Source organism: Streptomyces sp. NPDC028419 (assembly GCF_055565515.1).
Genome location: NZ_JBVHUE010000035.1, coordinates 16696 through 38542, shown reverse-complemented (window position 1 = coordinate 38542; position 21847 = coordinate 16696). Strand labels below are relative to the sequence as shown.

At 73.9% G+C, this 21847-nt stretch carries 17 protein-coding genes; 13 read left to right on the top strand and 4 right to left on the bottom strand.

From position 1 onward, the window contains the following. Positions 1-16: 16 nt before the first annotated feature. The 9 genes from rimP to ACZ4UB_RS32060 all read left to right on the top strand — a co-directional run bounded on the left by rimP (position 17) and on the right by ACZ4UB_RS32060 (position 12176). Positions 17-529 carry a ribosome maturation factor RimP gene (gene rimP / locus ACZ4UB_RS32100; RefSeq protein ID WP_354383779.1) on the top strand — a complete coding sequence of 171 codons (513 nt, stop codon included), beginning with the start codon at positions 17-19 and terminating at the stop codon, positions 527-529. Between the two features lie 2 nt (positions 530-531). Then, positions 532-1566 (top strand): transcription termination factor NusA, encoded by a 1035-nt coding sequence (gene nusA, locus ACZ4UB_RS32095; RefSeq protein WP_468075621.1) that lies wholly within the window; start codon positions 532-534, stop codon positions 1564-1566. A gap of 135 nt (positions 1567-1701) precedes the next feature. Then, complete coding sequence (locus ACZ4UB_RS32090) at positions 1702-1974, top strand: YlxR family protein (RefSeq protein WP_354383781.1); 273 nt, start codon at positions 1702-1704, stop codon at positions 1972-1974. Positions 1975-2140: 166 nt separating this feature from the next. After that, the gene (gene infB, locus ACZ4UB_RS32085) at positions 2141-5284 is read left to right on the top strand and encodes a translation initiation factor IF-2 (protein ID WP_468075619.1); all 3144 of its coding nucleotides are present in this window, start codon (positions 2141-2143) and stop codon (positions 5282-5284) included. A gap of 170 nt (positions 5285-5454) precedes the next feature. Then, entirely contained in the window at positions 5455-5748 is a 294-nt protein-coding gene (locus ACZ4UB_RS32080) for a DUF503 domain-containing protein (protein WP_354383783.1), read from the top strand. A gap of 26 nt (positions 5749-5774) precedes the next feature. Then, complete coding sequence (gene rbfA, locus ACZ4UB_RS32075; RefSeq protein ID WP_330332934.1) at positions 5775-6221, top strand: 30S ribosome-binding factor RbfA; 447 nt, start codon at positions 5775-5777, stop codon at positions 6219-6221. Then, a complete protein-coding gene (gene truB, locus ACZ4UB_RS32070) occupies positions 6218-7126 on the top strand; it encodes a tRNA pseudouridine(55) synthase TruB (RefSeq protein ID WP_468075617.1) in 909 nt (302 codons plus the stop codon). The genes rbfA and truB overlap by 4 nt, the downstream gene beginning before the upstream one ends. 264 nt (positions 7127-7390) lie before the next feature. Continuing rightward, positions 7391-11107 carry a trypsin-like peptidase domain-containing protein gene (locus tag ACZ4UB_RS32065; protein WP_468075615.1) on the top strand — a complete coding sequence of 1239 codons (3717 nt, stop codon included), beginning with the start codon at positions 7391-7393 and terminating at the stop codon, positions 11105-11107. A 112-nt stretch (positions 11108-11219) separates the two neighbouring features. Beyond that, a complete protein-coding gene (locus ACZ4UB_RS32060) occupies positions 11220-12176 on the top strand; it encodes a bifunctional riboflavin kinase/FAD synthetase (protein ID WP_468075613.1) in 957 nt (318 codons plus the stop codon). A 108-nt stretch (positions 12177-12284) separates the two neighbouring features. Here the strand turns inward: ACZ4UB_RS32060 and ACZ4UB_RS32055 are convergent, their stop codons facing one another. The 3 genes from ACZ4UB_RS32055 to eccE form a co-directional block, all read right to left on the bottom strand. Next, on the bottom strand, positions 12285-15146 hold the full coding sequence (locus ACZ4UB_RS32055; protein WP_468075611.1) for an SCO5717 family growth-regulating ATPase: 2862 nt from the start codon (positions 15144-15146) through the stop codon (positions 12285-12287). 293 nt (positions 15147-15439) lie between these two features. Continuing rightward, positions 15440-16138: a hypothetical protein gene (locus ACZ4UB_RS32050; protein WP_354383788.1), complete on the bottom strand. Its 699-nt coding sequence runs from the start codon at positions 16136-16138 to the stop codon at positions 15440-15442. Between the two features lie 14 nt (positions 16139-16152). Beyond that, complete coding sequence (eccE, locus tag ACZ4UB_RS32045; protein ID WP_468075609.1) at positions 16153-17484, bottom strand: type VII secretion protein EccE; 1332 nt, start codon at positions 17482-17484, stop codon at positions 16153-16155. Between the two features lie 253 nt (positions 17485-17737). Here eccE and eccB point away from each other — a divergent pair, with 253 nt between their 5' ends. The 4 genes from eccB to ACZ4UB_RS32025 all read left to right on the top strand — a co-directional run bounded on the left by eccB (position 17738) and on the right by ACZ4UB_RS32025 (position 21450). Continuing rightward, positions 17738-19345, top strand: coding sequence for a type VII secretion protein EccB (gene eccB, locus ACZ4UB_RS32040; RefSeq protein WP_468075607.1), 1608 nt, complete (start codon positions 17738-17740; stop codon positions 19343-19345). A gap of 14 nt (positions 19346-19359) precedes the next feature. Then, the gene (mycP, locus tag ACZ4UB_RS32035) at positions 19360-20661 is read left to right on the top strand and encodes a type VII secretion-associated serine protease mycosin (protein WP_468075605.1); all 1302 of its coding nucleotides are present in this window, start codon (positions 19360-19362) and stop codon (positions 20659-20661) included. A gap of 123 nt (positions 20662-20784) precedes the next feature. Further along, positions 20785-21111 (top strand): WXG100 family type VII secretion target, encoded by a 327-nt coding sequence (locus tag ACZ4UB_RS32030; protein WP_385779790.1) that lies wholly within the window; start codon positions 20785-20787, stop codon positions 21109-21111. Positions 21112-21159: 48 nt separating this feature from the next. Continuing rightward, on the top strand, positions 21160-21450 hold the full coding sequence (locus ACZ4UB_RS32025) for a WXG100 family type VII secretion target (protein WP_354383793.1): 291 nt from the start codon (positions 21160-21162) through the stop codon (positions 21448-21450). Positions 21451-21526: 76 nt separating this feature from the next. Here ACZ4UB_RS32025 and ACZ4UB_RS32020 read toward each other — a convergent pair whose 3' ends face one another. After that, positions 21527-21760, bottom strand: coding sequence for a DUF397 domain-containing protein (locus ACZ4UB_RS32020; RefSeq protein ID WP_354383794.1), 234 nt, complete (start codon positions 21758-21760; stop codon positions 21527-21529). Positions 21761-21847: the final 87 nt, after the last annotated feature.

Sequence of the window (21847 nt, the reverse complement as noted above, 5' to 3'; positions counted from 1 at the left end):
CCGAGGAGTCACCCGGATGAGCACCACCCAGAGCGACAGGCTGCGCGCATTGCTGGAGCCGCTCGTCGCCGCCCAGGACCTGGACCTCGAGGACATCGAGATCTCCAAGGCGGGCAAGCGCCGCATGCTGCGCATCATCGTGGATTCCGACGAGGGCGTGGAACTGGACACCTGTGCCGAGCTGAGCCGGGTGGTCTCCGAGGCGCTCGACGCGAGCGACGTCATGGGCGAGGACGAGTACGTCCTCGAAGTGAGTTCCCCCGGCGCCGACCGCCCGCTGACCGAGCACCGCCACTACGTGCGCGCCATCGGCCGCCTCGCCAAGTTCCAGCTCGCCGGCGAGGACGACAAGGGAGCCGGCGAACTCGTCGCCCGCATCCTCGACGTCGACGACGAGGGCATGGACCTCGAAGTGCCGGGCGTGAAGGGCCGCAAGGCGACCGCCCGCCGCATCGCGTTCGCCGACATCGTCAAGGCGCGTGTCGAAATCGAGTTCAACCGCAAGGACAAGAAGGAAGAGGAGGCGTAGTCGTGGACATCGACATGAGTGCCCTGCGGGGTCTGGTCCGGGAGAAGGAGATCTCCTTCGACCTGCTGGTCGAGGCGATCGAGTCCGCTCTCCTCATCGCCTACCACCGCACCGAGGGGAGCTTCCGCCGCGCACGCGTCGTGCTGGACCGCACCAACGGTCACGTGGTCGTGTGGGCGAAGGAGGACCCGCGGGATCTGGAGGAGGGCCAGGAGCCCAAGGAGTTCGACGACACGCCGTCGGACTTCGGCCGGATCGCCGCCACCACCGCCAAGCAGGTGATCCTGCAGCGTCTGCGCGACGCGCAGGACGACCAGACCTTCGGCGAGTTCCTCGGCCGTGAGGGCGACGTCATCACCGGCGTCGTCCAGCAGGGCAAGGACCCCAAGAACGTCCTGGTCGACATCGGCAAGCTGGAAGCCATCCTGCCGGTGCAGGAGCAGGTGCCGGGCGAGGAGTACACCCACGGCCTGCGTCTTCGCACGTACGTCGTCCGGGTGGCCAAGGGCGTCCGCGGCCCCTCCGTGACCCTCTCGCGCACCCACCCCAACCTGGTGAAGAAGCTCTTCGCCCTGGAGGTCCCGGAGATCGCCGACGGCAGCGTCGAGATCTGCGCGATCGCCCGTGAGGCCGGTCACCGCACCAAGATCGCCGTGCGGTCCACCCGTTCGGGCCTGAACCCGAAGGGCGCCTGCATCGGCCCGATGGGCAGCCGCGTGCGCAACGTGATGGCCGAGCTGCACGGCGAGAAGATCGACATCGTCGACTGGTCGGACGACCCGGCGGAGATGGTCGCCAACGCGCTGTCACCCGCCCGGGTGAGCGAGGTCGAGGTCGTGGACTGGGACACGCGTTCCGCCCGGGTGACCGTGCCCGACTACCAGCTGTCGCTGGCCATCGGCAAGGAGGGCCAGAACGCCCGCCTCGCCGCGCGGCTCACCGGCTGGCGCATCGACATCCGCCCCGACACGGAGCAGGGCTCCGAAGAGGGTGCCGGAAACGACCGCGATCAGCGGTCGGACCGTCCGGTCCGCTAGTCCACCAGGACAGCGACCGGGAATAAACCGCTACCGGCCGGAGGTTCTCGGCCGGTAGACAGGTGATTACACGACGACGTCCGTTCGATTTTTCGCCCGTAGGGGTGAGGTCGGTGCGGGGAGGTAGACTTAAGCGTGTCTGGCCGGACGCATGCCGGCGCATGCCCTGAACGCACCTGTGTGGGGTGCCGGGAGCGAGCGGCCAAGAACGACCTGCTGCGCATCGTGGTGGCAGGGGACGCATGCGTCCCCGATCCTCGCGGTACGCTGCCCGGCCGGGGTGCATATGTGCACCCCGCTGTGGTCTGCCTCGACCAGGCGGTACGCCGACGAGCGTTCTCCAGGGCCTTCAAGTCCTCGGGACCGTTCGACACGGCGGAGCTGCGCAAGGCCGTAGAAGGGCCCTAGAGGCACAGCGCAAGAACGAAGCAGTACGGCACGGATACCTCCGTGCGGTCAGGTACCTCGCGAGTTGGAAGTAGGTCGAGATTGCGATGAGCACTCGATGAGTACGCGATGAGTACGCCCATGAAGTAGCGACGGTCCGGCGTAACCCGGACCTAAAAGGAGCGAAGTGGCTAAGGTCCGGGTATACGAACTCGCCAAGGAGTTCGGAGTGGAGAGCAAGGTCGTCATGGCCAAGCTCCAAGAACTCGGTGAGTTTGTGCGTTCGGCGTCCTCGACCATCGAGGCGCCGGTCGTACGCAAGTTGACTGACGCACTGCAGGGCCCCGGCGGCAACGCCGGCAAGTCCGCTGCGAAGCCCGGCGCGCCCCGCAAGGCCGCGCCTGCCAAGCCCGGGGCTCCCACCCCGGGTCCCGTTGCACGTCCCGCGGCCCCCAAGCCCGGCGCCCCGGCCCCCAAGCCGGTCGTCGCCGAGGCTCCGGCCGCAGCCGCGCCCAGCGCCCCCGCCCCGGTGACTCCGGCCGCTTCCGGCCCGCGTCCCGGTCCGAAGGCACCGGCCGCCCCGAAGCCCGCCGCCCAGGCGCCGGCTCCGGTCGCGACCGAGTTCACCGCGCCGCCGTCGGCCCCCGCTGCCCCGCAGCGCGCCGAGCGTCCCGCCGGTGCGACCCCCGGCCCGCGTCCCGCGCAGCAGCGTCCGGCCGCCGCCCCGGGTCAGTCCGGTGCCCGTCCCGGCGCCCCGCGTCCGGCCGGTCAGGAGCGTCCGGCCCAGGGCCAGCGCCCCGCCGCCGGTGGTCAGGCCCCCCGTCCGGGTGGTGCCCGTCCCGCGGGTCCCCGCCCCGGCAACAACCCCTTCACCTCCGGTGGCTCCACCGGCATGGCGCGCCCGCAGGCTCCCCGCCCGCAGGGTGCTCCGCGTCCCGGTGCCCCCGGCGCCGGTGGTCAGGGTGCTCCGCGTCCGCAGGGTGGTCCCGGCGGTGCTCCGCGTCCGCAGGGTCCCGGCGGCGCTCGTCCGACCCCGGGCGGCATGCCCCGCCCGCAGGGCGGCGCTCCGCGTCCGGGTGGTGCCCCCAGTGGTAACCGTCCGAACCCCGGCATGATGCCGCAGCGTCCCGCTGCCGGTCCCCGTCCCGGTGGCGGCCCCGGCGGCGCCGGTCGCGGTCCCGGTGCGGGCGGTCGCGGTCCCGGCACCGGTGGTGCCGGTCGTCCCGCCGGTGGCGGCGGCTTCGCCGGCCGTCCGGCCGGTCCCGGCTCGCGTCCCGGTGGTGGCGGCGGCTTCGGCGGCCCCCGTCCCGGTGGTGGCGGCGGCTTCGGCGGCGGTCCCGGTGCGGGTGGCGGTGGCCGTCCCGGCTTCGCCGGTCGTCCCGGCGGCCCCGGTGGCCGTGGCGGCACGCAGGGTGCCTTCGGTCGTCCCGGCGGGCCCGCCCGTCGTGGTCGCAAGTCGAAGCGTCAGAGGCGCCAGGAGTACGAGGCCATGCAGGCCCCGTCGGTCGGCGGCGTCATGCTGCCGCGCGGTCACGGCGAGACCGTTCGCCTGTCGCGCGGTGCGTCCCTCACCGACTTCGCGGAGAAGATCAACGCCAACCCGGCGTCGCTCGTCGCCGTGATGATGAACCTCGGCGAGATGGTCACGGCGACGCAGTCCGTCTCCGACGAGACCCTCGAAATGCTGGCCGGCGAGATGAACTACGTCGTTCAGATCGTCAGCCCCGAGGAAGAAGACCGCGAGCTGCTCGAGGGCTTCGACATCGAGTTCGGCGAGGACGAGGGCGGCGAGGAATACCTCATGCCGCGTCCGCCGGTCGTGACCGTCATGGGTCACGTCGACCACGGTAAGACCCGACTGCTCGACGCCATCCGCAAGACGAACGTCGTCGCGGGCGAGGCCGGCGGCATCACGCAGGGCATCGGCGCCTACCAGGTGGGCACCGAGGTCAACGGTGAAGACCGCAAGATCACCTTCATCGACACCCCCGGTCACGAGGCGTTCACCGCCATGCGTGCCCGTGGTGCCAAGTCGACCGACATCGCGATCCTCGTGGTCGCGGCCAACGACGGCGTCATGCCGCAGACGATCGAGGCGCTCAACCACGCCAAGGCCGCCGGCGTCCCGATCGTCGTCGCGGTCAACAAGATCGACGTCGAGGGTGCCGACCCGGTCAAGGTGCGCGGTCAGCTCACCGAGTTCGGTCTGGTCGCCGAGGAGTACGGCGGCGACACGATGTTCGTCGACATCTCCGCCAAGCAGGGTCTGCACATCGACTCCCTGCTGGAGGCCGTCGTCCTCACCGCCGACGCCTCGCTCGACCTGCGCGCCAACCCGGAGCAGGACGCTCAGGGTATTGCGATCGAGTCCCACCTCGACCGTGGCCGCGGTGCCGTCGCCACCGTCCTCGTCCAGCGCGGTACCCTCCGCGTCGGCGACACGATGGTCGTGGGCGACGCCTACGGCCGCGTGCGCGCCATGCTCGACGACAAGGGCAACAACATCGAGGAAGCGGGTCCCGCGACCCCCGTCCTGGTCCTGGGTCTCACCAACGTCCCCGGCGCCGGCGACAACTTCCTCGTCGTCGACGAGGACCGCACCGCCCGTCAGATCGCCGAGAAGCGTGCTGCGCGTGAGCGCAACGCCAACTTCGCCAAGCGCGTCCGCCGGGTGTCCCTGGAAGACCTCGACTCGGTCCTCAAGGCCGGTCTCGTCCAGGAGCTCAACCTCATCATCAAGGGTGACTCCTCCGGTGCGGTCGAGGCCCTCGAGTCCTCGCTGCTCCAGCTGGACGTCGGCGAAGAGGTCGACATCCGCGTCCTGCACCGTGGTGTGGGTGCGGTCACCGAGTCGGACATCTCGCTGGCGATGGGCTCCGACGCCATCGTCATCGGTTACAACGTCCGTGCGGTCGGTCGCGCCGCGCAGATGGCGGACCGCGAGGGCGTCGACGTCCGCTACTACTCGGTGATCTACCAGGCCATCGAGGAGATCGAGGCGGCCCTGAAGGGTCTCCTCAAGCCGGAGTACGAAGAGGTCGAGCTCGGTACGGCGGAGGTCCGCGAGGTCTTCCGCTCGTCCAAGCTGGGCAACATCGCGGGTGTTCTCATCCGCTCCGGCGAGGTCAAGCGCAACACCAAGGCGCGGCTCCTGCGCGATGGCAAGGTCATCGCCGAGAGCCTCACCATCTCCGGTCTGCGCCGCTTCAAGGACGACGTCACCGAGATCCGTGAAGGCTTCGAGGGCGGTATCAACCTCGGTAGCTACAACGACATCAAGATCGACGACGTCATCGCGACGTACGAGATGCGCGAGAAGCCGCGCGCGTAAGCACGCGGCGGTTCGCACCCTCTCGGTTCGTACCGTGTCGTAACCCCGGGGCCGGTCGGCGGAATATCCGTCGATCGGCCCCGGCCGTTGCGTGTACGGTTCTGGTGTCCCTGTCGGGCGATGGCCCGGCAGGTCACCTAACCCGAACCGGCGGGACATCCGGAAGCCGCATGTACGTGGGGACTCTGTCCTTCGATTTGCTCCTCGGCGATGTTCATTCGTTGAAGGAGAAACGCTCCGTCGTCCGGCCCATCGTCGCCGAGCTCCAGCGCAAGTTCTCTGTGAGCGCGGCCGAGGTGGGCGATCAGGACCTGCACCGCAGGGCCGAGATAGGGGTCGCTCTGGTGACCGGGGACACGAGCTTTTTGTCGGACGTACTGGACCGCTGTGAGCGGCTGGTCGCGGCACGTCCGGAAGTGGAGCTGCTGTCGGTACGACGGCGGATCCACGGTGATGACGACTGACTGCAAGAAAAGAAGGAGACGGACCAGTGGCCGACAACGCGCGCGCGAAGAAGCTGGCAGACCTCATCCGGGAGGTGGTCGCCCAGAAGCTCCAGCGTGGGGTCAAGGACCCGCGTCTCGGTACGCACGTGACGATCACGGACACCCGGGTCACCGGTGACCTGCGGGAGGCCACGGTCTTCTACACGGTGTACGGCGACGACGAGGACCGTGCCAGCGCGGCAGCCGGGCTGGAGAGCGCCAAGGGCGTCCTGCGCTCGGCGGTCGGCCAGGCGGCCGGCACCAAGTTCACCCCCACGCTGACCTTCGTGGCGGACGCCCTCCCGGAGAACGCCAAGACCATCGAGGACCTCCTCGACAAGGTCCGCGCCTCCGACGCCCAGGTGCGCGAGGCGTCCTCGGGCGCCACGTTCGCGGGCGAGGCCGACCCGTACAAGAAGCCGGGCGAGGACGAGGACGCAGCCGCGGAATGAGCACTGACCGCACGCCCCCGCCGGACGGCCTTGTCATCGTGGACAAGCCGTCCGGCTTCACTTCGCACGACGTGGTCGCCAAGATGCGCGGGATCGCCAGGACCCGCCGCGTCGGCCACGCCGGCACGCTCGACCCGATGGCCACGGGCGTCCTCGTCCTCGGCGTGGAGAAGGCCACCAAGCTGCTCGGCCACCTCGCCCTGACCGAGAAGGAGTACCTCGGTACGATCCGCCTCGGGCAGAACACCCTGACCGACGACGCCGAAGGCGACCTCACCTCCTCCGCGGACGCCTCCGGGGTGACCCGCGAGGCCGTGGACGAGGGCATCGCCAAGCTGTCCGGCGAGATCATGCAGGTCCCGTCGAAGGTCAGCGCCATCAAGATCAACGGCGTACGGTCCTACAAGCGCGCCCGTGACGGCGAGGACTTCGAGATCCCGGCCCGCCCGGTCACCATCTCCTCGTTCCAGGTCTACGACATGCGCGAGGCCGAGGCCGAGGACGGCACCAAGGTCGTCGACCTCGTCGTCTCCGTCGTCTGCTCCAGCGGTACGTACATCCGCGCCCTCGCGCGCGACCTGGGCGCCGACCTCGGCGTCGGCGGCCACCTCACGGCGCTCCGGCGCACCCGGGTGGGCCCGTACAAGCTGGACATGGCGCGCACCCTGGACCAGCACCAGGAGGAGCTCACCGTCATGCCGATCGCCGAGGCGGCGGCAGCGGCGTTCCCGCGCTGGGACCTCGACGCCCGGCGCGCCGCACTGCTCGGCAACGGCGTGCGGCTGGAGATGCCGGAGGAGTACCCGGTGGGCCGGACCGTCGCGGTCTACGGGCCGCAGGGCACGCTCCTCGGGCTGGTCGAGAACAAGGGCGGCAAGGCGAAGTCCCTGGCGGTCTTCGTCTGACGCGCCGGCCGCCGGGTCGTGCCCGGCGGCCGCACGACGTCGTTCGACGTGGAGCGGTGAGCGCTCGAAGACCGCCGCTCACCGCTCCACGACCCCCCTCGGGTAGGTCTCTATCCACCCGGACCCCCTTATTCACCCGTCCGAGCAGGCGCTCGGAGTGAATGGAGGGAGCGAAGGGGGGCGCTTTCGCGACGCGTGCTTTTCGCGCTGATCTTCACCGACCTACCGTCGTGAGCACGGGCGTGGCGGGGAGCGGGTGCGGCGATGGCGTTCACGGGCGGTACGAGCGGGACAGGCAGTACGGGCGGTACGGCCGGTTCGGCCGGTTCGGGCGGGGAAGGTGCCGCCGAGGGCGCCGAGGGTGTCGGATCCGGCGCGGCCGATCCGGCGCGCGAGGTGGGACTGGTCGGGATCTTCGACCCGGCCGGGCATCCGCGGGGGAGCGGCTTCGTCGCCGATGACCGCGGGACGGTCCTGACCGCCCACGAAGCGGTGGAGGGCCTCGACCGGGTCCTGCTGCGCGGGGCCGGGGAACGCGGCCGGCTCGCCGCTGCGGACCAGGTGACCCTGCTGCCGGGGACCGCGCTGGCGCTCGTACGGACCGACGGACTCGGGGTGCGGCCGCTGCCGGTGGCCGCGCGGGAGGCGGTGGAGCCGGGGGCGTACGTCCGGCTGGCCGCGCGGGGCTGGCGGCAGGCGCGGGTGCTCGGGGGCGCGCAGGTCACCTACCGGGCGGTCGCGGACCGGACGGGGGACGGCGGGCCGTGGCCCGTCGCCGCGGCGGTGGAACTGGCCATCGGCACCGACGGCCGGGACGCCCTCAGACTGGGCGGGGAGGTCTGCGGAGGTCCCGTGCTGGACGCCGAGACCGGCTCGGTGCTCGCGGTGGTGAGCACCGCACTCCAAGCGGACCAGCGCTCCGGAACCTTCGTGGTCCCCCTGCACGCGGCGGCCGCGGCCGACCCGCGGGGCCCCCTCGCCGAACTCCTGGCCCGCAACGCCGCGACCGTCCCCGGCTACGGGAACGACCTGAACCTCGCCGGGGCCCTCCAGCTGACCGGGATGACGGTGGGACCCGCGGCCCCTGCGCCCGCCGTGGAGGCGGTGGAACGGGCGGGCACCGTCCGGGAGTTCGAGGACTTCCTCGCCTCCGGGCGGTCGGTGCTGGGCCTGGTCGGCGAGCCGGGCGCGGGCCGCACCACGGAGCTGGCCGCCCTGGCCGCCCGCCGGGCCCGCGGCTGTGAACCCGCCCCGACGGTGTGGCTGCGCGGCGCGGACCTGCTGGCCACCGACGGCTCCGTGGGCGAAGCGGTGGGGCGCGCGCTGTCCGAAGCGGCCCGCATCGTGGCCGCGCCCCGGATCCCGACCGTCGATCCGGAGCTCGCGCAGCGGGTGGCGGCCCTGTCCGTGCGCGCCCGGCGGCCGCTGCTGGTCCTGCTGGACGCGCCGGAGGAGATGCCGCCGCACCTGGCCCACCGGCTGGCGGAGTGGACCGCGGGCACGGCGGCCTGGCTGAGTCGGACCGGCGCGCGGCTGATCGTGGCGGGGCGGCCGGAACACTGGGAGCGGGCCGGCGCGCTCTATCCGCCCGAGGCCCTGCACACCCCCGGCCGCCCGGCCCGCCGCCTCCCGCCGGCGCTGCGGCTCGGCGACCTGACCCCGGACGAGGCGGCGCTGGCCCGGTCCCGCTACGGGGTCCCGGACGACGGCGTCCACCCGCTGGCCGCCCGCCACCCGCTGGCGCTGCGGCTGCTGTCGGACGTCCGCGCGGCCGGCGTCACCTCGGGCCGACCCTCCCGGAACGAGATCTTCGCGGCCCACCTGGACCTGATGTGCCTGCGCGTCGCGGTCCGCGTATCGGCCTCCCCGCTGACCGCGGGCCCCGCGCCGGAGCCCGCACCGGAGCCCGCCGGGTCGTCCGGCCCCGGAGCCGATGGCGCCGCGCTCCCGACGGACCCGGGGGGCGCGGCGCACGACGCCCCCGGGTGGTGGCTGCCGCCCGCCCCGGAGGCGCCCCGCGAAGGCGCGGCCACGGATCCCGGACCGGATCCGGAGCCGGACCCCGGGGCCGCGCGCAGGCCCGGGGGAGGGGCCGGGGCCGGGGTGCACGGGCCCGGGATCCGGCGGCTGGCGGCCCGCGTCGGCGGACGCGTGCACGAGGCGGCGCGGCGGTGCCTGGGGCCCGGGCAGGGGCAGTTGGACCGGGCCTCCTTCGAGGAGCTCTTCCCCTGGCGCACGGGCTGGGCCTCGGCGGTGCTCGCCGAGGGGCTGCTCGTGCCCGCCGGCCCCGGCGGCTACCGGCTCGCCCACGAGGAGCTGTCCGATTGGCTCCAGGCCGCCCACCTCGACGTGCCGACCGCCCTCGACACCCTGGTCCACCACCCCGACGCCGCTCTGGGCCTCCCCGTCCCGCGCCACCGGATCGGACCGGTGCTGGAGGCCCTCCTGCTCGTGCCCGACCCGGCCCTGACCGCCGTCCTCACCCGGCTCGTCGAGGCCTTGAACCTGCTGGCCGAGGGCGGGGACGAGGGGATCACCGGGAACGACGGGGACCGTGGTTGGTGGGCGGGGCGGCTCGTGCGCGGGGCCCTGCTGCGCCGCCATGACGTCCGGCCCCAACTCCCCGTCCTGCACGCCCTCGCGGAGCACGTCTCGCGCGCCGGCCCCGGCGAGTTCGGCGGCTGGTTCTGGAACCGGCTGCGCTTGCCCGAAGCCGACCGCCTCGACCTGCTGCGCCGCCTGCTCCCGGCGGACCCGCCGCCGGACCCCGCGACCCCCGACGGGGACCGCTACCTCGACGCCGCCGCCCGCCGCCTCGCCCGCGACGCCCGCTCCGTCCAGCCGCTGCTCTGTGCCTGGTTCGGCGACGAGCGCCGCCTGCACGGCCGTCCCGGGGCCACCGTCGCCACCGCCGCCCAGGCCCTGCTGCACACGCACCGCCGCTTCGCGGTGGACGACCTCACCGAGGCGCTCGTCACCGCCGCTCACCCCCGCGCCGACGAGCTGCTCTCCGTACTCGCCGAGGAGGAACCCTCCGCCGTCAGCCGCGCCGTGGACCGGTGGGCCCACGACGAGCGCCCGGAACGCCGGGTCGCGGCCGCCACGTACGGATTGGCGGCCGCCCCGCACGTGCGCACCCCCGCGGACCGGGAGCTGCTCCGCTTCGCCGCCCAGGCGCTCCTCGCCCGCCCGGCCGACGCCTCGCTGCACGGCGCCGCCCTCGCGATCCTGCTGCGCGACCCGCAGGAGCGGGCCCGCCACCTGCCGGACGCGCTCGCCTGCTTCCGCGCGCGCGGCTCCCGGCTGCCCGCCGCCGAGCTGGTGGCCGCGCTGCCCGTCCTTCCCGACCAGGACGCCGTCTTCGACGCGCTCGCCGACCGGGCCGACGGCGAGGTGCTGCGGGCGCTGGCCGTGCTGACCACGCCCGCGCTGGCCCGGCGGGCCGCCGAGCTGGTCCGTTCCCACCTCGCCCGGCACCCCGAGGACGCCCCGCACGCGGCCGCCTTCGTGCACCACCGCCTGGGGCAGGGCCCCTGCGCCGCCCCGGTGCTGCGCCCCCTGGTGCTGCACCTGCTGGACGGGCCCGTCGGCGTGCGGGCCGCGCTCGCCGAGGTGCTCGCGGCGCCGGGCGGGGACGACGCGTACGCGCTGCGGGACGAGCTGGTCGACGTGCTCCTCGACACGGAGGCCGACGTGCGGGTCCTGGACGCCCTGCTCGGCGCCGTGGCGCTCGGCGCGGCCGCGCGGCCCGCCGAGCGGAGCCGGGAGCTGCTGCGGCGCACCGGGCGCGGGCTGCTGCGCGCACCGGGCGGTGCGGCCGTCTTCGACCGGCGCACGGTCGAGCTGGCGCGCGCCGTCCCCGCCTTCGGGGCGCTGGCGGCCCGCTGGTTGGCGCGGGACGCGGCGGAGGCGGCCGCGCTGCTCGGGCCCAGCGCGCGGCGGATGATCGAGACGCTGCGCCCGGACTCGAGGGCGCCTTGACGTGCCCCTGACCTGAGGCAGATGCCGATGCGGGCCCCGGAGCACCGGCATGGCAGTCTTAGACCTGCAATCTCAACAGGTACGACACGGGTTCGGGCGAGGAGCGGTCACAGTGCAGCGCTGGCGTGGCTTGGAGGACATCCCCCAGGACTGGGGACGCAGCGTCGTCACCATCGGCTCGTACGACGGTGTGCACCGGGGTCATCAGCTGATCATCGGACGGACGGTGGAGCGGGCGCGCGAACTGGGCGTCCCGTCCGTCGTCGTCACCTTCGACCCGCACCCCAGCGAGGTCGTGCGCCCCGGCAGCCACCCGCCGCTGCTGGCCCCGCACCACCGGCGCGGCGAACTGATGGCCGAGCTTGGCGTCGACGCGCTGCTGATCCTGCCGTTCACGGCGGAGTTCTCGCAGCTCTCCCCGGCCGACTTCATCGTGAAGGTCCTGGTCGACAAGCTGCACGCGCGCACCGTCATCGAGGGCCCGAACTTCCGCTTCGGCCACCGGGCCGCCGGGAACGTCGCCTTCCTCGCGGAGCTGGGCGCCACCTACGACTACGAGGTCGAGGTCATCGACCTGGTCGTGCGCGGCACGGCGGGCGGCGGCGAGGCCTTCTCGTCCACGCTCGTGCGCCGACTGGTCGCCGAGGGAGACATGGAGGGCGCGGCCGAGATCCTCGGACGGCCGCACCGGGTCGAGGGCGTCGTGGTGCGCGGTGCGCAGCGCGGCCGCGAGCTGGGCTACCCGACGGCGAACGTCGAGACCCTGCCGCACACGGCGATCCCGGCGGACGGCGTCTACGCGGGCTGGCTGACGGCCGACGGCGAGCGGATGCCCGCGGCGATCTCGGTCGGCACCAACCTGCAGTTCGACGCGACCGAGCGGACGGTCGAGGCCTACGCGATCGACCGCGTGGGGCTGGACCTCTACGGGATGCACGTGACGGTCGACTTCCTCGCCTACGTGCGCGGGATGGCGAAGTTCGAGTCGCTGGACGGCCTGCTGGAGGCCATCGCGGACGACGTGAAGCGGGCGCGGGTGCTGACCGACGTCTACGACGCGGAGCGCTGACCGGCTTCCTCGACGCGGAGCGCCGGCCGGCCGGTCGGCGCCGCGGGAACGGGCGAGGGCCCGTACCGTCCCCTGGACGGTACGGGCCCTCGCTGTTCGCCGGTGGCGCTACTGGCGCGGGTCCTGCGGCGGGGCCGGGGGCTGCTGCGGCCAGCCCTGGCCGGGCTGGGGCTGCTGCGGCGGGTACGGCTGGCCGTAGGGCTGCGGGGGCTGCTGCTGGGGGTGGGGCTGCGCGGGCGGCTGTTGCGGTTGCTGGGGCTGCTGGGGCTGCTGGGGGGCGTAGGGCTGCTGCGGCTGCGGCTGGCCGTACGGGGAGTGCGGGGGGTAGGGGTACGGCTGCGCGGGCGCCTGCGCGGGCTGGGGCTGGGGCTGGGGCGATTGGGGCTGCTGCGGTGCCTGTGCGGCGTGGGGCGGGCCCTGCTGCCAGTGCGGCTGCGGCTGGGACTGCTGCGCGCGGACGAAGTCCTCGGCGACGAGGGCGGAGAGGTTGAAGTACGCCTCGCGCGTCTTCGGCCGCATCATGTCGAGGTCCACCTCGGCGCCGGCGGACAGGTGCTCGTCGAACGGCACCACGACCACCCCGCGGCAGCGGGTCTCGAAGTGCTGGACGATGTCCTCGACCTTGATCATCTTGCCGGTCTCGCGGACCCCCGAGATCACGGTGATCGAGCGCGAGACGAGGTCGGCGTACCCGTGGGCGGAGAGCCAGTCGAGCGTGGTGCTGGCGCTGCTCGCACCGTCCACGGACGGGGTCGAGATGATGATCAGCTGATCGGCCAGGTCCAGGACCCCGCGCATCGCGGAGTAGAGGAGCCCGGTGCCCGAGTCCGTGAGGATGATCGGGTACTGGCGGCCCAGCGTGTCGATCGCGCGCCGGTAGTCCTCGTCGTTGAAGGTCGTCGAGACGGCCGGGTCCACGTCGTTGGCGATGATCTCCAGCCCGGAGGGGGCCTGGGAGGTGAACCGCCGGATGTCCATGTACGAGTTCAGGTACGGGATGGCCTGGACGAGGTCGCGGATCGTCGCCCCCGTCTCGCGGCGCACGCGGCGCCCGAGGGTGCCGGCGTCCGGGTTCGCGTCGATGGCCAGGATCTTGTCCTGGCGCTCGGTGGCCAGCGTCGCGCCGAGGGCGGTGGTGGTCGTGGTCTTGCCGACGCCGCCCTTCAGGCTGATGACGGCGATGCGGTAGCAGGACATGACCGGGGTGCGGATCAGGTCCAGCTTGCGCTGGCGCTCCGCCTCGGCGGCCTTGCCGCCGAACCGGAAGAGGCCCGCGGCGCCGCCGGAGCCGCCCGCGCGGTTGCTCTTCGGCTTCTGCTTGTTGCGCAGGAGGCGGTCGGAGGACAGCTCCACGGCGGCCGTGTAGCCGAGCGGGGCGCCGCCGCCGGTGGGGGAGGCCGAGGGGTAGCGGGGGTCCTGCGGGCCGGGCGCGCCGGGTCCGCCGGGCTGCGGCCACTGCTGGCCGAGCCGGGGGTCGCCCTGCGGCGGTGCCTGCGGGGTCTGCGGAGGCTGTTGTGCCTGGGGCGCGTACGGGGCCTGCGGGGGCTGCTGGGCCTGGGGCTGGCCCCAAGGGGCGCCGGTCTGGGGCGGGTTGGGCGCTGCCGGGTAGCCGTAGCCGGGGGGTGCGGTGGGCGCCGGGGCGGGTGCGGGTGCGGGCGCGGGTGCCGGTGCGGGGGCCGGGGGGTACCCGTACCCCTGCTGCGGGTCCGGAGCCGGCTCGTCCGCGGCGTGCGAGGGGAACGCGGCCGGCAGCGGCGGCAGTTCGGCCGGCGCCGCGGGAGCGGACCAGGGCGGCCCGGGCACGGCGTCCTGCGGCTCGTCGGCGGCCACGGCGGGCGCCGGCGCGGCCGGGTAAGGAGCCGGGAACGGCGAACTCCCCTCGCCCGCGGGCGCGTCGGCCGCGCCGCGGTACGGGTCCGGGGCCGTCGCACCGCTCTCCGGCGCGAGGGGGTCGTTCGGGTTCGGGCCCGTTCCGGTGTTTTCGGCGTCGGCCGGCGGCGCGGCCGCACCCTCCGCCGGGGTGGGCTCGACGGCGGAGTACGGCGGTACGGGCGAGCCGGCGGCCGGGGTCGCCCCCGGTCCGGTCGAGGGGGCGGAGCCTTGCGGGAACGCGGTCACCGAGTCACCCGCGGGGGTGAACCCGGAACCACCGCTCCCACCCGCCGCCGCACCCGCGTCGGCGGAGCCGGGCGCGCGGTCGGCCGCGACCGGGGCCGGGGCGGCCGCGCCGGGGTACGAGGCATCCGTAGGGCTACCCGCACCCGCACCCGGAAGCGCGGAGTGGGGGCCACTGCCAGGCGTTTCCGCGGCGGCGTCGGCCGCGCCGGGGTACGGCGCCGGCGGCACCGCGTCGGCGCCGGCGGCGGGCGTGCCCGGGTCCGTGCCGGACGCCCCCGGGTACGGCGGCACCGCACCGGCGCCGGCGGGAGCGGCGGGGTGGGGCGCGAGGCCGTCCCCGGCCGGGCCGGCGTCGGGAGAGCCCGCGGACGGCAGATCCGCACCCGGGTAGGGCGAGCCACCACCGGCGGCCGGTGCGCCCGGGGCCGGCGAGGCGCCCCCCGCGGCCGGGAACGGCGCCGGGGCCCCGGGTGCGGGCGTGTCGGCCGCGGCGGGGTGCGGCGCGCCCGCGGGGGCGGAGCCGGCCGGGGCCGCGTCCGCACCCGGAACGCGGGCCGCCGGGAACGGGGAGCCGTCGGGCGCCTCGGCCGGGCGGGGAGCCGCGGGCTGCGCCGGGACCGGCGCGATCCGCATCGTCGACGGGGAGGTGATGTCACCCGGTCGGTGCGGTTCGAAGCCGCTGCCCGCCGGGAGGTCCGGCGGGGTCGGGCCCGCCGGCGCGTCCTGCGTGTACCAGGCCGGCGGGGTGTAGTCGATGGTGAACTCGCCCGTCAGCTCGGGCTCCGCGTCGGACTGATCGTCCGTCGGGACGTTCCACGTCCCGCCGCGGCTCTCGTTCCGATCGCCGTTCACTGGTCCTCCTGGTCTGGTCGAACACCGGGCCGGCGCCCCCATCGGCACCGCGCCCACGGTCAGCCTAATCGCGCCCGGAGCCGGCCTCCGGACCCGACCCGTCACCGGCGCGGACGCCCCACGGGTCGGTCCGGTTCCCTCCGCGTGCCGTCGGCCCGCCGCGCGCCCGGTCCCGCCGCCGGGGCGGGCGCGCACCGGGCGCGTACGAAGACGCCTGCCCGCACGGCGCCCCGCGCAAGCCGGGCGGACCCGACGGGCCGCGGAAACCGCCCACGACGCCTCGACCGGTCCGCTCAGTCGATCCGTCGGGCCGCCCCCAGCAGCCCCGTCTCCGCGTCCGTGCCCTGCGTCATCACGAACTGCCGGTCCCGCGGCGTGCACCACAGCGTCACGCCGTCGCCGAGCGTCGGCAGCGACTCCACCGCGCCCCGCGGCAGGTTCATCAGACGGCCGAGCTGGTCCGCCTCGTCGGGGGACACCCGCTGCACCCCCACCAACGAGGACTGCTGGAGCAGCCTCGGCGCGGTCGGGCTCAGATAGGGCAGCAGGGTCAGCACGGACTGCCAGGGCCCGGCCACCACCCGGCCGCGCGGCGGGCGCATCCCGCAGTCGCGGATCACCAGCACCGGGCTACCGGCCGACGCGCCCTGCGGGGGCACCCGACCCACCTCGTGCAGGGTCACGCACTGCTGGCCGCCGCCCGCGGCCTGCGCCAGCCCCGACCAGACCTGCGCGCGCCCGGTCTCCACCGCCACGCGGGCCCCGGTCGCCGCCGCGCGCAGCGCGAGCACCTGGGCCGTCCACAGGCCGCCGATGAGGGTGACCTCGTACGGCGCGGGGCGGTTGATGCCGAGCACCGCGGGCCGTCCCTCGGCGTCCACGCCTATGACCACGCCGTCGTCCCCGATCGGCAGGGCCAGCCCGTCCAGGTCCGCGGCGGGCATCGCGTGCCGCTCCCGGCGCGGGCCGACCAGCCCGTATCCCACTCTCATCGTGATCCCCCCCGTCATCGTGCGCCGCCGAGGGGCAGCGAGGCCAGTACGCCCGGCAGCTGTTCGCGGTCCAGTCGGACCAGCGCGGTCTTCACCCCGCGCGCGGTGGTCTCCAACGCCCGCCGCGCGGCCACCAGTTCCTCGTCGCTGCGGCCGGTGATCCGGACGTGTCCCGTCACGGTGACCCCGTGCCGCTCGGCCGGGGCCAGGGTCAGGCTGAAGTTGGTGGCCAGCGCGGGCAGCGAGGTGAGCAGCGCGACGAACTGCGGCAGCGGCGCCGCGCCACCGCCCAGCTGCGGCCAGCGCGAGATCCAGTACGTCGTGTGCCGCCGGTCGTCGCAGCGCCAGGTCCGCGGGGTCTCCTCGGTGCGCCGCCCGGGCGTGCCCGCGCGGCCGGCCGCGCGACCCGCCTGGGTGATCGCCATCGGGTTCGCGCACGAGGAGGTCGCCAGCGCGGCCGTCAGCTCCTGCTCGGTGAGGACCGTGGCCCGGAAACCGGCTCCGGCGAGGCGGCTCGCCAGCTGGTCGGCGGCCCGCACCACGCAGCGCTGCGCGCCCGCCAGGCCGCCGCCGCGCGCGGCGACCGCCTCCGGGCACAGCTCGGGATCGAGCTTGAGCGCGATCCAGGTGAGGCGGACGGCCGGGGTGCCGGTCAGGGCCTGGAGGGGCGCGTAGTTGCGGGTCGCCATCGACTGGGCGGGCAGGTGCGGCGCGGGCGCGGGCTGGGTGTGCTGCACCAGCTGCGCCGACTCCAGCCGGATGCCGTCCACTTCGAGGACGTCCCGGACGATGCCGAGCGGCAGCGGCCGCGCGGAGCGGTCCGGGCGCAGCGCCGTCGCGTCCATGTCGACCTGGACGACCGCGGTCAGGAAGGTCCCGTCGCCGATCATGCCGACCGGGCGGCGGTCGCGGTCGCTGAAGGTGCAGGTCCGCAGCGCCGGATCGGCTTCGACGAGCGGGGCCAGCCCCGGTTCGGTGCCCGTGGGCACGGGGGAGGAGGCGGCCCGGCGGCGGCGCGCGCGCAGCGCGAGCGCGGTGCCGATCCACTCGGGCAGCGAGCGTTGGTGCCGGCGGACGACCGCCAGCAGGAGGAGTACGGCCGCCAGCACGCCGGCGGGCACCAGCAGCAGCGGGTCCACCACCCAGGCGACGAGCAGCACCGCGGCCGCGACCTGGACCAGGACGAGCTGTTGCAATCGGAACGGCCCGAACCGCCCCGGGCTCGACCGCGGGTGTGGTGTCACACCTGACGCGGTACTCGAATTCCCCGTGTGCTCCCGGGCGGGCGGTGCGCCGCGCTCCGGTGCGGCCTCGGCCGCACGCCGCTGCCTCGCGGTCGTCCTCACTCGCGGACCTCCCCTTCCCGGGGCCGGGCCCCGTGAGTTCCGACGGTGCGGCACCTGCCCGCGTGACCCCGGAATTCCCCTAACCACCCCAACAAGCCCTGATTACCCCGGTACGGGAGGCACGGAGCGGCGCCCTCACCCTACCCGGCCCCTGCGCACCCTCCGTCAACAGGCATAGTAGGTGCCCGGTCCGACAATCGAGGCTCGGGGACCGGACCCACCGACCGGGCCGTGCGGGGAGAAGCAGGCGGTCATGGCATCACGACGCGATGAGCTGAACGCGTACACCTTTGCGAAGCGGCGCACCGTCGCCGCGTTCCTCCAGCCGTCCGCCACCGGCACCGAGGAGGGCGCGCCGCGCCCCCTGCGCGCGGCCGTGCCGGGGCTGGTGGTCGGGGCGCTGATCCTCGCCGCGTTCGGCGCGTGGGGCATGTTCAAGTCCCAGGCCCCCAAGGGATGGGCCGACCCGGGCGCGAAGGTCATCGTCGGCAAGAACTCGACGACCCGGTACGTGGTCCTCACCACGAAGGACGGCGGCAAGACGCAGACCCGGCTGCACCCCGTCCTCAACCTGGCGTCCGCCCGGCTGCTCCTGGACCCGGACAAGTTCCAGGTCATCCAGGTCGACGACAAGCTCCTCGACGGGGGCAAGCCCCCGCGCGGCCCGATCATCGGCATCCCCTACGCCCCCGACCGGCTGCCCGCCCCCGCCGACGCGGGCAAGGCCAAGCGCTGGGCCGTCTGCCAGCAGCCGGGCGGCAACGGACACGGCGTGCAGAGCGCCACCTTCGTCCTCGCCGACCGCGAGGCCCCCCTGCTGGACGACTCCCGCAAGGTCGCCGACGGCCAGGTGCTGTACGTCCAGAGCTCCGGCCCGACCAAGGAACGCTTCCTGGTCGACGCCACGGGCACCAAGTACAAGTTCCCCGAGGGCGCTGCCGGCAGCGCGGCGGCCTCCGACGCCCAGAAGCTCACCAACGCCCTGGTCGGCAGCGGCACTCCGCAGCAGGTCACCGACCAGTGGCTGGCCACCCTGAAGCCCGGCGAGGACCTCGGCTTCCCGCAACTGCCCGGCACCGTCGGCGCGGACGCGGGCGTGTCCGGGCTGAGCACCGCCGACAACCGGGTCGGCATGGTGCTGCGCGCGGTCACCGGCTCCGGCCCGCAGCACTACGTGGTGCTGCCCGGCGGCAAGGTCTCCCCGGTCACCGAGTTCGTCGCCTGGCTGCTCATCAACGCGCCGGCGACCGACAAGCTCAACATGACGGGCAAGCCGCGCGAGGTGGACCTGCAGTCCCTCACCCCGGACCCCGTCCCCTTCCGGGGCGACGCCCGCTGGCCCGCGAAGAAGTCCGCGCAGATCAACCGGACCCCCGCAGCCGGCACCCCCGCCCCCGCCGCGGGCTCCGGCCAGAGCCCCGACCGCGACACCGTCTGCAACGTCCTGCGCGGCGTCGACGGCCAGGGCAACCAGACGATGAGCACCTGGGCGGGCACCGGCTTCCCCGTCGACATCACCGCGAGCGGCACCAGCGCGTACGTCACCCCCGGCTCGGGCCTCCTCTACACCCAGACCCAGGGCAACCAGGGCACCGCCGGCGGCACCCTCTTCCTCGTGACCGACACCGGCCTGCGGTACGCCGTCCAGGCCAACGGGGACAGCGACGCCGAGCACTCGAAGATCGGCGCGGCCGACCCCAAGGCGAAGGGTTCCGACGGCCGTCCCGAAGCCAGCCAGGCGCAGATCCGGCTGGGCTACGGGAACGTCGTACCGACCCTGGTCCCGATCGCGTGGTCCGAGTTCCTGTCGAAGGGCCCCCGGCTGGACACCAACGCCGCGCGCCAGCCCCAGGGTTCGTGAGGACGCCGATGTCGATGCCCACCCTTGAGCCGACCCCGAAGCCGAAGGCGAAGGCGACGCGCCACCGGGTCGCCCTGTGCGCCACGGCCCTCGCCCTGACCTCCGCGGCGACCCTGACGTCCGCCGCCGCGGCGGCCCCGACCGCCGACCCGCGCCCCGCCGGGGCCGTCCCCGCGATCCGGCTCGCCGGCGCCGGCGAGTGCACCTTCCCCATGAAGAAGCAGATCGCGGACCGCCCCTGGGCCCTCCAGCGCCTGCTGCTGGACGCCCTGTGGGCGAAGACGAAGGGCAAGGGCGTCAGGGTCGCCGTCATCGACACCGGCGTGGACCGGGCCAACCCGCAGCTGGCCTCCGCCGTGGACATCGGGGCCGGCAAGGACTACATCGACCCCAAGGGCGGCGACGGCACGACCGACACCGTCGGCCACGGCACCAAGGTGGCCGGCCTGATCGCGGCCCGCCCGCAGGAGGGCACCGGATTCGTCGGGCTGGCCCCCGAGGCCACGATCATCCCGATCCGGCAGAACGACGACAAGGAAACCGGCAAGGCCGACACCCTGGCCGCCGCCATCCGACACGCGATCGCCCAGAAGGCCCAGGTCATCAACATCTCGCAGGACACCACCCTGCCGATGGCCGAGGAATCCGACCTCGGCAGGGCCGTCAAGGAGGCCGTGGCCGCCGACATCGTCGTCGTCGCCTCCGCGGGCAACGACGGCATGGACGGCCAGAAGCGCAAGACCTACCCGGCCGCCTTCCCCGGCGTGCTCGCCGTCGCCTCCGTGGACCGCAACAACGAGCGCGCCGCCTTCTCCCAGCCGGGACCCTTCGTCGGCGTCGCGGCGCCCGGCGTGGACATGGTCTCGACCGTTCCCGGCTTCGGCCAGTGCGTGGACAACGGCACCAGCTTCTCCGCGCCGTACGTCGCCGGCCTCGCGGCCCTGCTGCGCGCCCAGAACCCCAAGTGGACCGCCCCGCAGATCATCTGGCAGATCGAGCAGTCCGCCGAGCGCGCCGTCAACGGCCGTGACGACTACGTCGGTTGGGGCGTCGTCGACCCGGTCCGCGCCGTCGCCACGGACAGCGCCGCACCGCCGGCCGGGCCGCCCAGCGCGGACCCGGGACCGCCGCCCGCGGTCGCGCCGGAAGCCGCGCCGCTCGTCCTCGACGAGACCGCGCAGGAGCGCCAGGCGCGCCTGGGGACGTACGCTCTGGGGATCGGATCCGTCCTGATCGCCGTCATCGCGGGAGCGGCGGCGGTGGCCCGGGAGACGCGGCGCAGAAGGCGCCGAACCGGACCAAGCACCCCTGCGTAGGCAGGAAGGCGGGTTTGCACTCCGGGAACCGAGCACCTGCCCGGGCATACTTGTTGGGCCTGTCCTATGAAGTGGCTACAGTGTCAGTGGACTTCACAAGTGTGATGACGGGAGAGAACCGACATGGCGATGAACCTTCAAGTCGATGACGAAAAGAAGGTCAAGCTCGCGGATGAGATCAACACGTACCACTCTGATCTCTCGGGCCGCATCAACCGCCTGAACGACGTCGTCGACCGCATCCAGGCCGGCTGGCAGGGTGCCGCCAGCAAGGAGTACGACGTACTCCAGCGCGGCGTCAACGACAACATGAACAAGATCAAGCAGCGGCTGATCGAGCTGGAAGACGCCATGCGCATGAGCGTCAAGGGCTTCACCGCCCAGGAGCAGGAGCGCATCGCCGAGATCCGCAAGGTCGGCGGCAACACCAGCTCCATCCTCGGCGTCTGACGCACGCCCGCACGGCTGTAACGAACCACAACGGGAGGGAAGACAGCGATGTCACTCGCAGTCAATTACGACACCGTCGCGACCGCCGCGTCCGACGTGCGCACCACCAGCTCGCAGCTCAGCCAGGGGCTCGAGAACCTGATGAACAAGGTGAAGACCGTCGCCGAGAGCTGGGAGGGTGAGGCCAAGACCGCCTACCTCGAGATCCAGCGCGACGTCACCACCAACATGGACCAGATGAACGCGAAGCTGGGCAACATCGCGAACCTGCTCGACAGCTCGCTCGTCGGCTACCAGGACACCGACCGCGGCAACGCGACGCGTTTCCGGATGGTCTGACCGGCAGCACCCCGAACGTACGAGAGGGGCCCGCGCACTCGGTGCGCGGGCCCCTCTCGTACGTAGCCGGCACGCCCTAGCGGAGGTCGAACTCCCCGTCGCGCGCGCCGAGCACGAAGGCGGTCCACTCCGCTTCGGTGTAGCGCAGCACCGTCTCCGGATCCAGCGAGGACCGCATCGCCACCGCCCCCTCGGGCAGGTGCGCGATCTCGACCCGCTCCTCGTGCTCCTCGGTGCCCGGAGCGCTGATCCACTCCACACCCGAAATGTCCAGGGCGTAGAGCGCGTCCTTCTCGTGTGCGTCAGCCATCGGCGCGAATTCCTCTCGGCGGTGCGGGTGGTCACTGCGCGGCCACTCCCCGCATCGTACGTGCGCCCGCCCCGCCCGTCAGCGGTA

Coding starts and splice junctions, on each gene's coding strand:
- ACZ4UB_RS32080 (WP_354383783.1), top strand. CDS start 5,455: ATGTACGTGGGGACTCTGTCCTTCGATTTGCTCCTCGGCGATGTTCAT.
- ACZ4UB_RS32025 (WP_354383793.1), top strand. CDS start 21,160: ATGTCACTCGCAGTCAATTACGACACCGTCGCGACCGCCGCGTCCGAC.
- truB (WP_468075617.1), top strand. CDS start 6,218: ATGAGCACTGACCGCACGCCCCCGCCGGACGGCCTTGTCATCGTGGAC.
- ACZ4UB_RS32030 (WP_385779790.1), top strand. CDS start 20,785: ATGGCGATGAACCTTCAAGTCGATGACGAAAAGAAGGTCAAGCTCGCG.
- rimP (WP_354383779.1), top strand. CDS start 17: ATGAGCACCACCCAGAGCGACAGGCTGCGCGCATTGCTGGAGCCGCTC.
- ACZ4UB_RS32020 (WP_354383794.1), bottom strand. CDS start 21,760: ATGGCTGACGCACACGAGAAGGACGCGCTCTACGCCCTGGACATTTCG.
- mycP (WP_468075605.1), top strand. CDS start 19,360: ATGCCCACCCTTGAGCCGACCCCGAAGCCGAAGGCGAAGGCGACGCGC.
- ACZ4UB_RS32050 (WP_354383788.1), bottom strand. CDS start 16,138: ATGAGAGTGGGATACGGGCTGGTCGGCCCGCGCCGGGAGCGGCACGCG.
- ACZ4UB_RS32065 (WP_468075615.1), top strand. CDS start 7,391: ATGGCGTTCACGGGCGGTACGAGCGGGACAGGCAGTACGGGCGGTACG.
- eccB (WP_468075607.1), top strand. CDS start 17,738: ATGGCATCACGACGCGATGAGCTGAACGCGTACACCTTTGCGAAGCGG.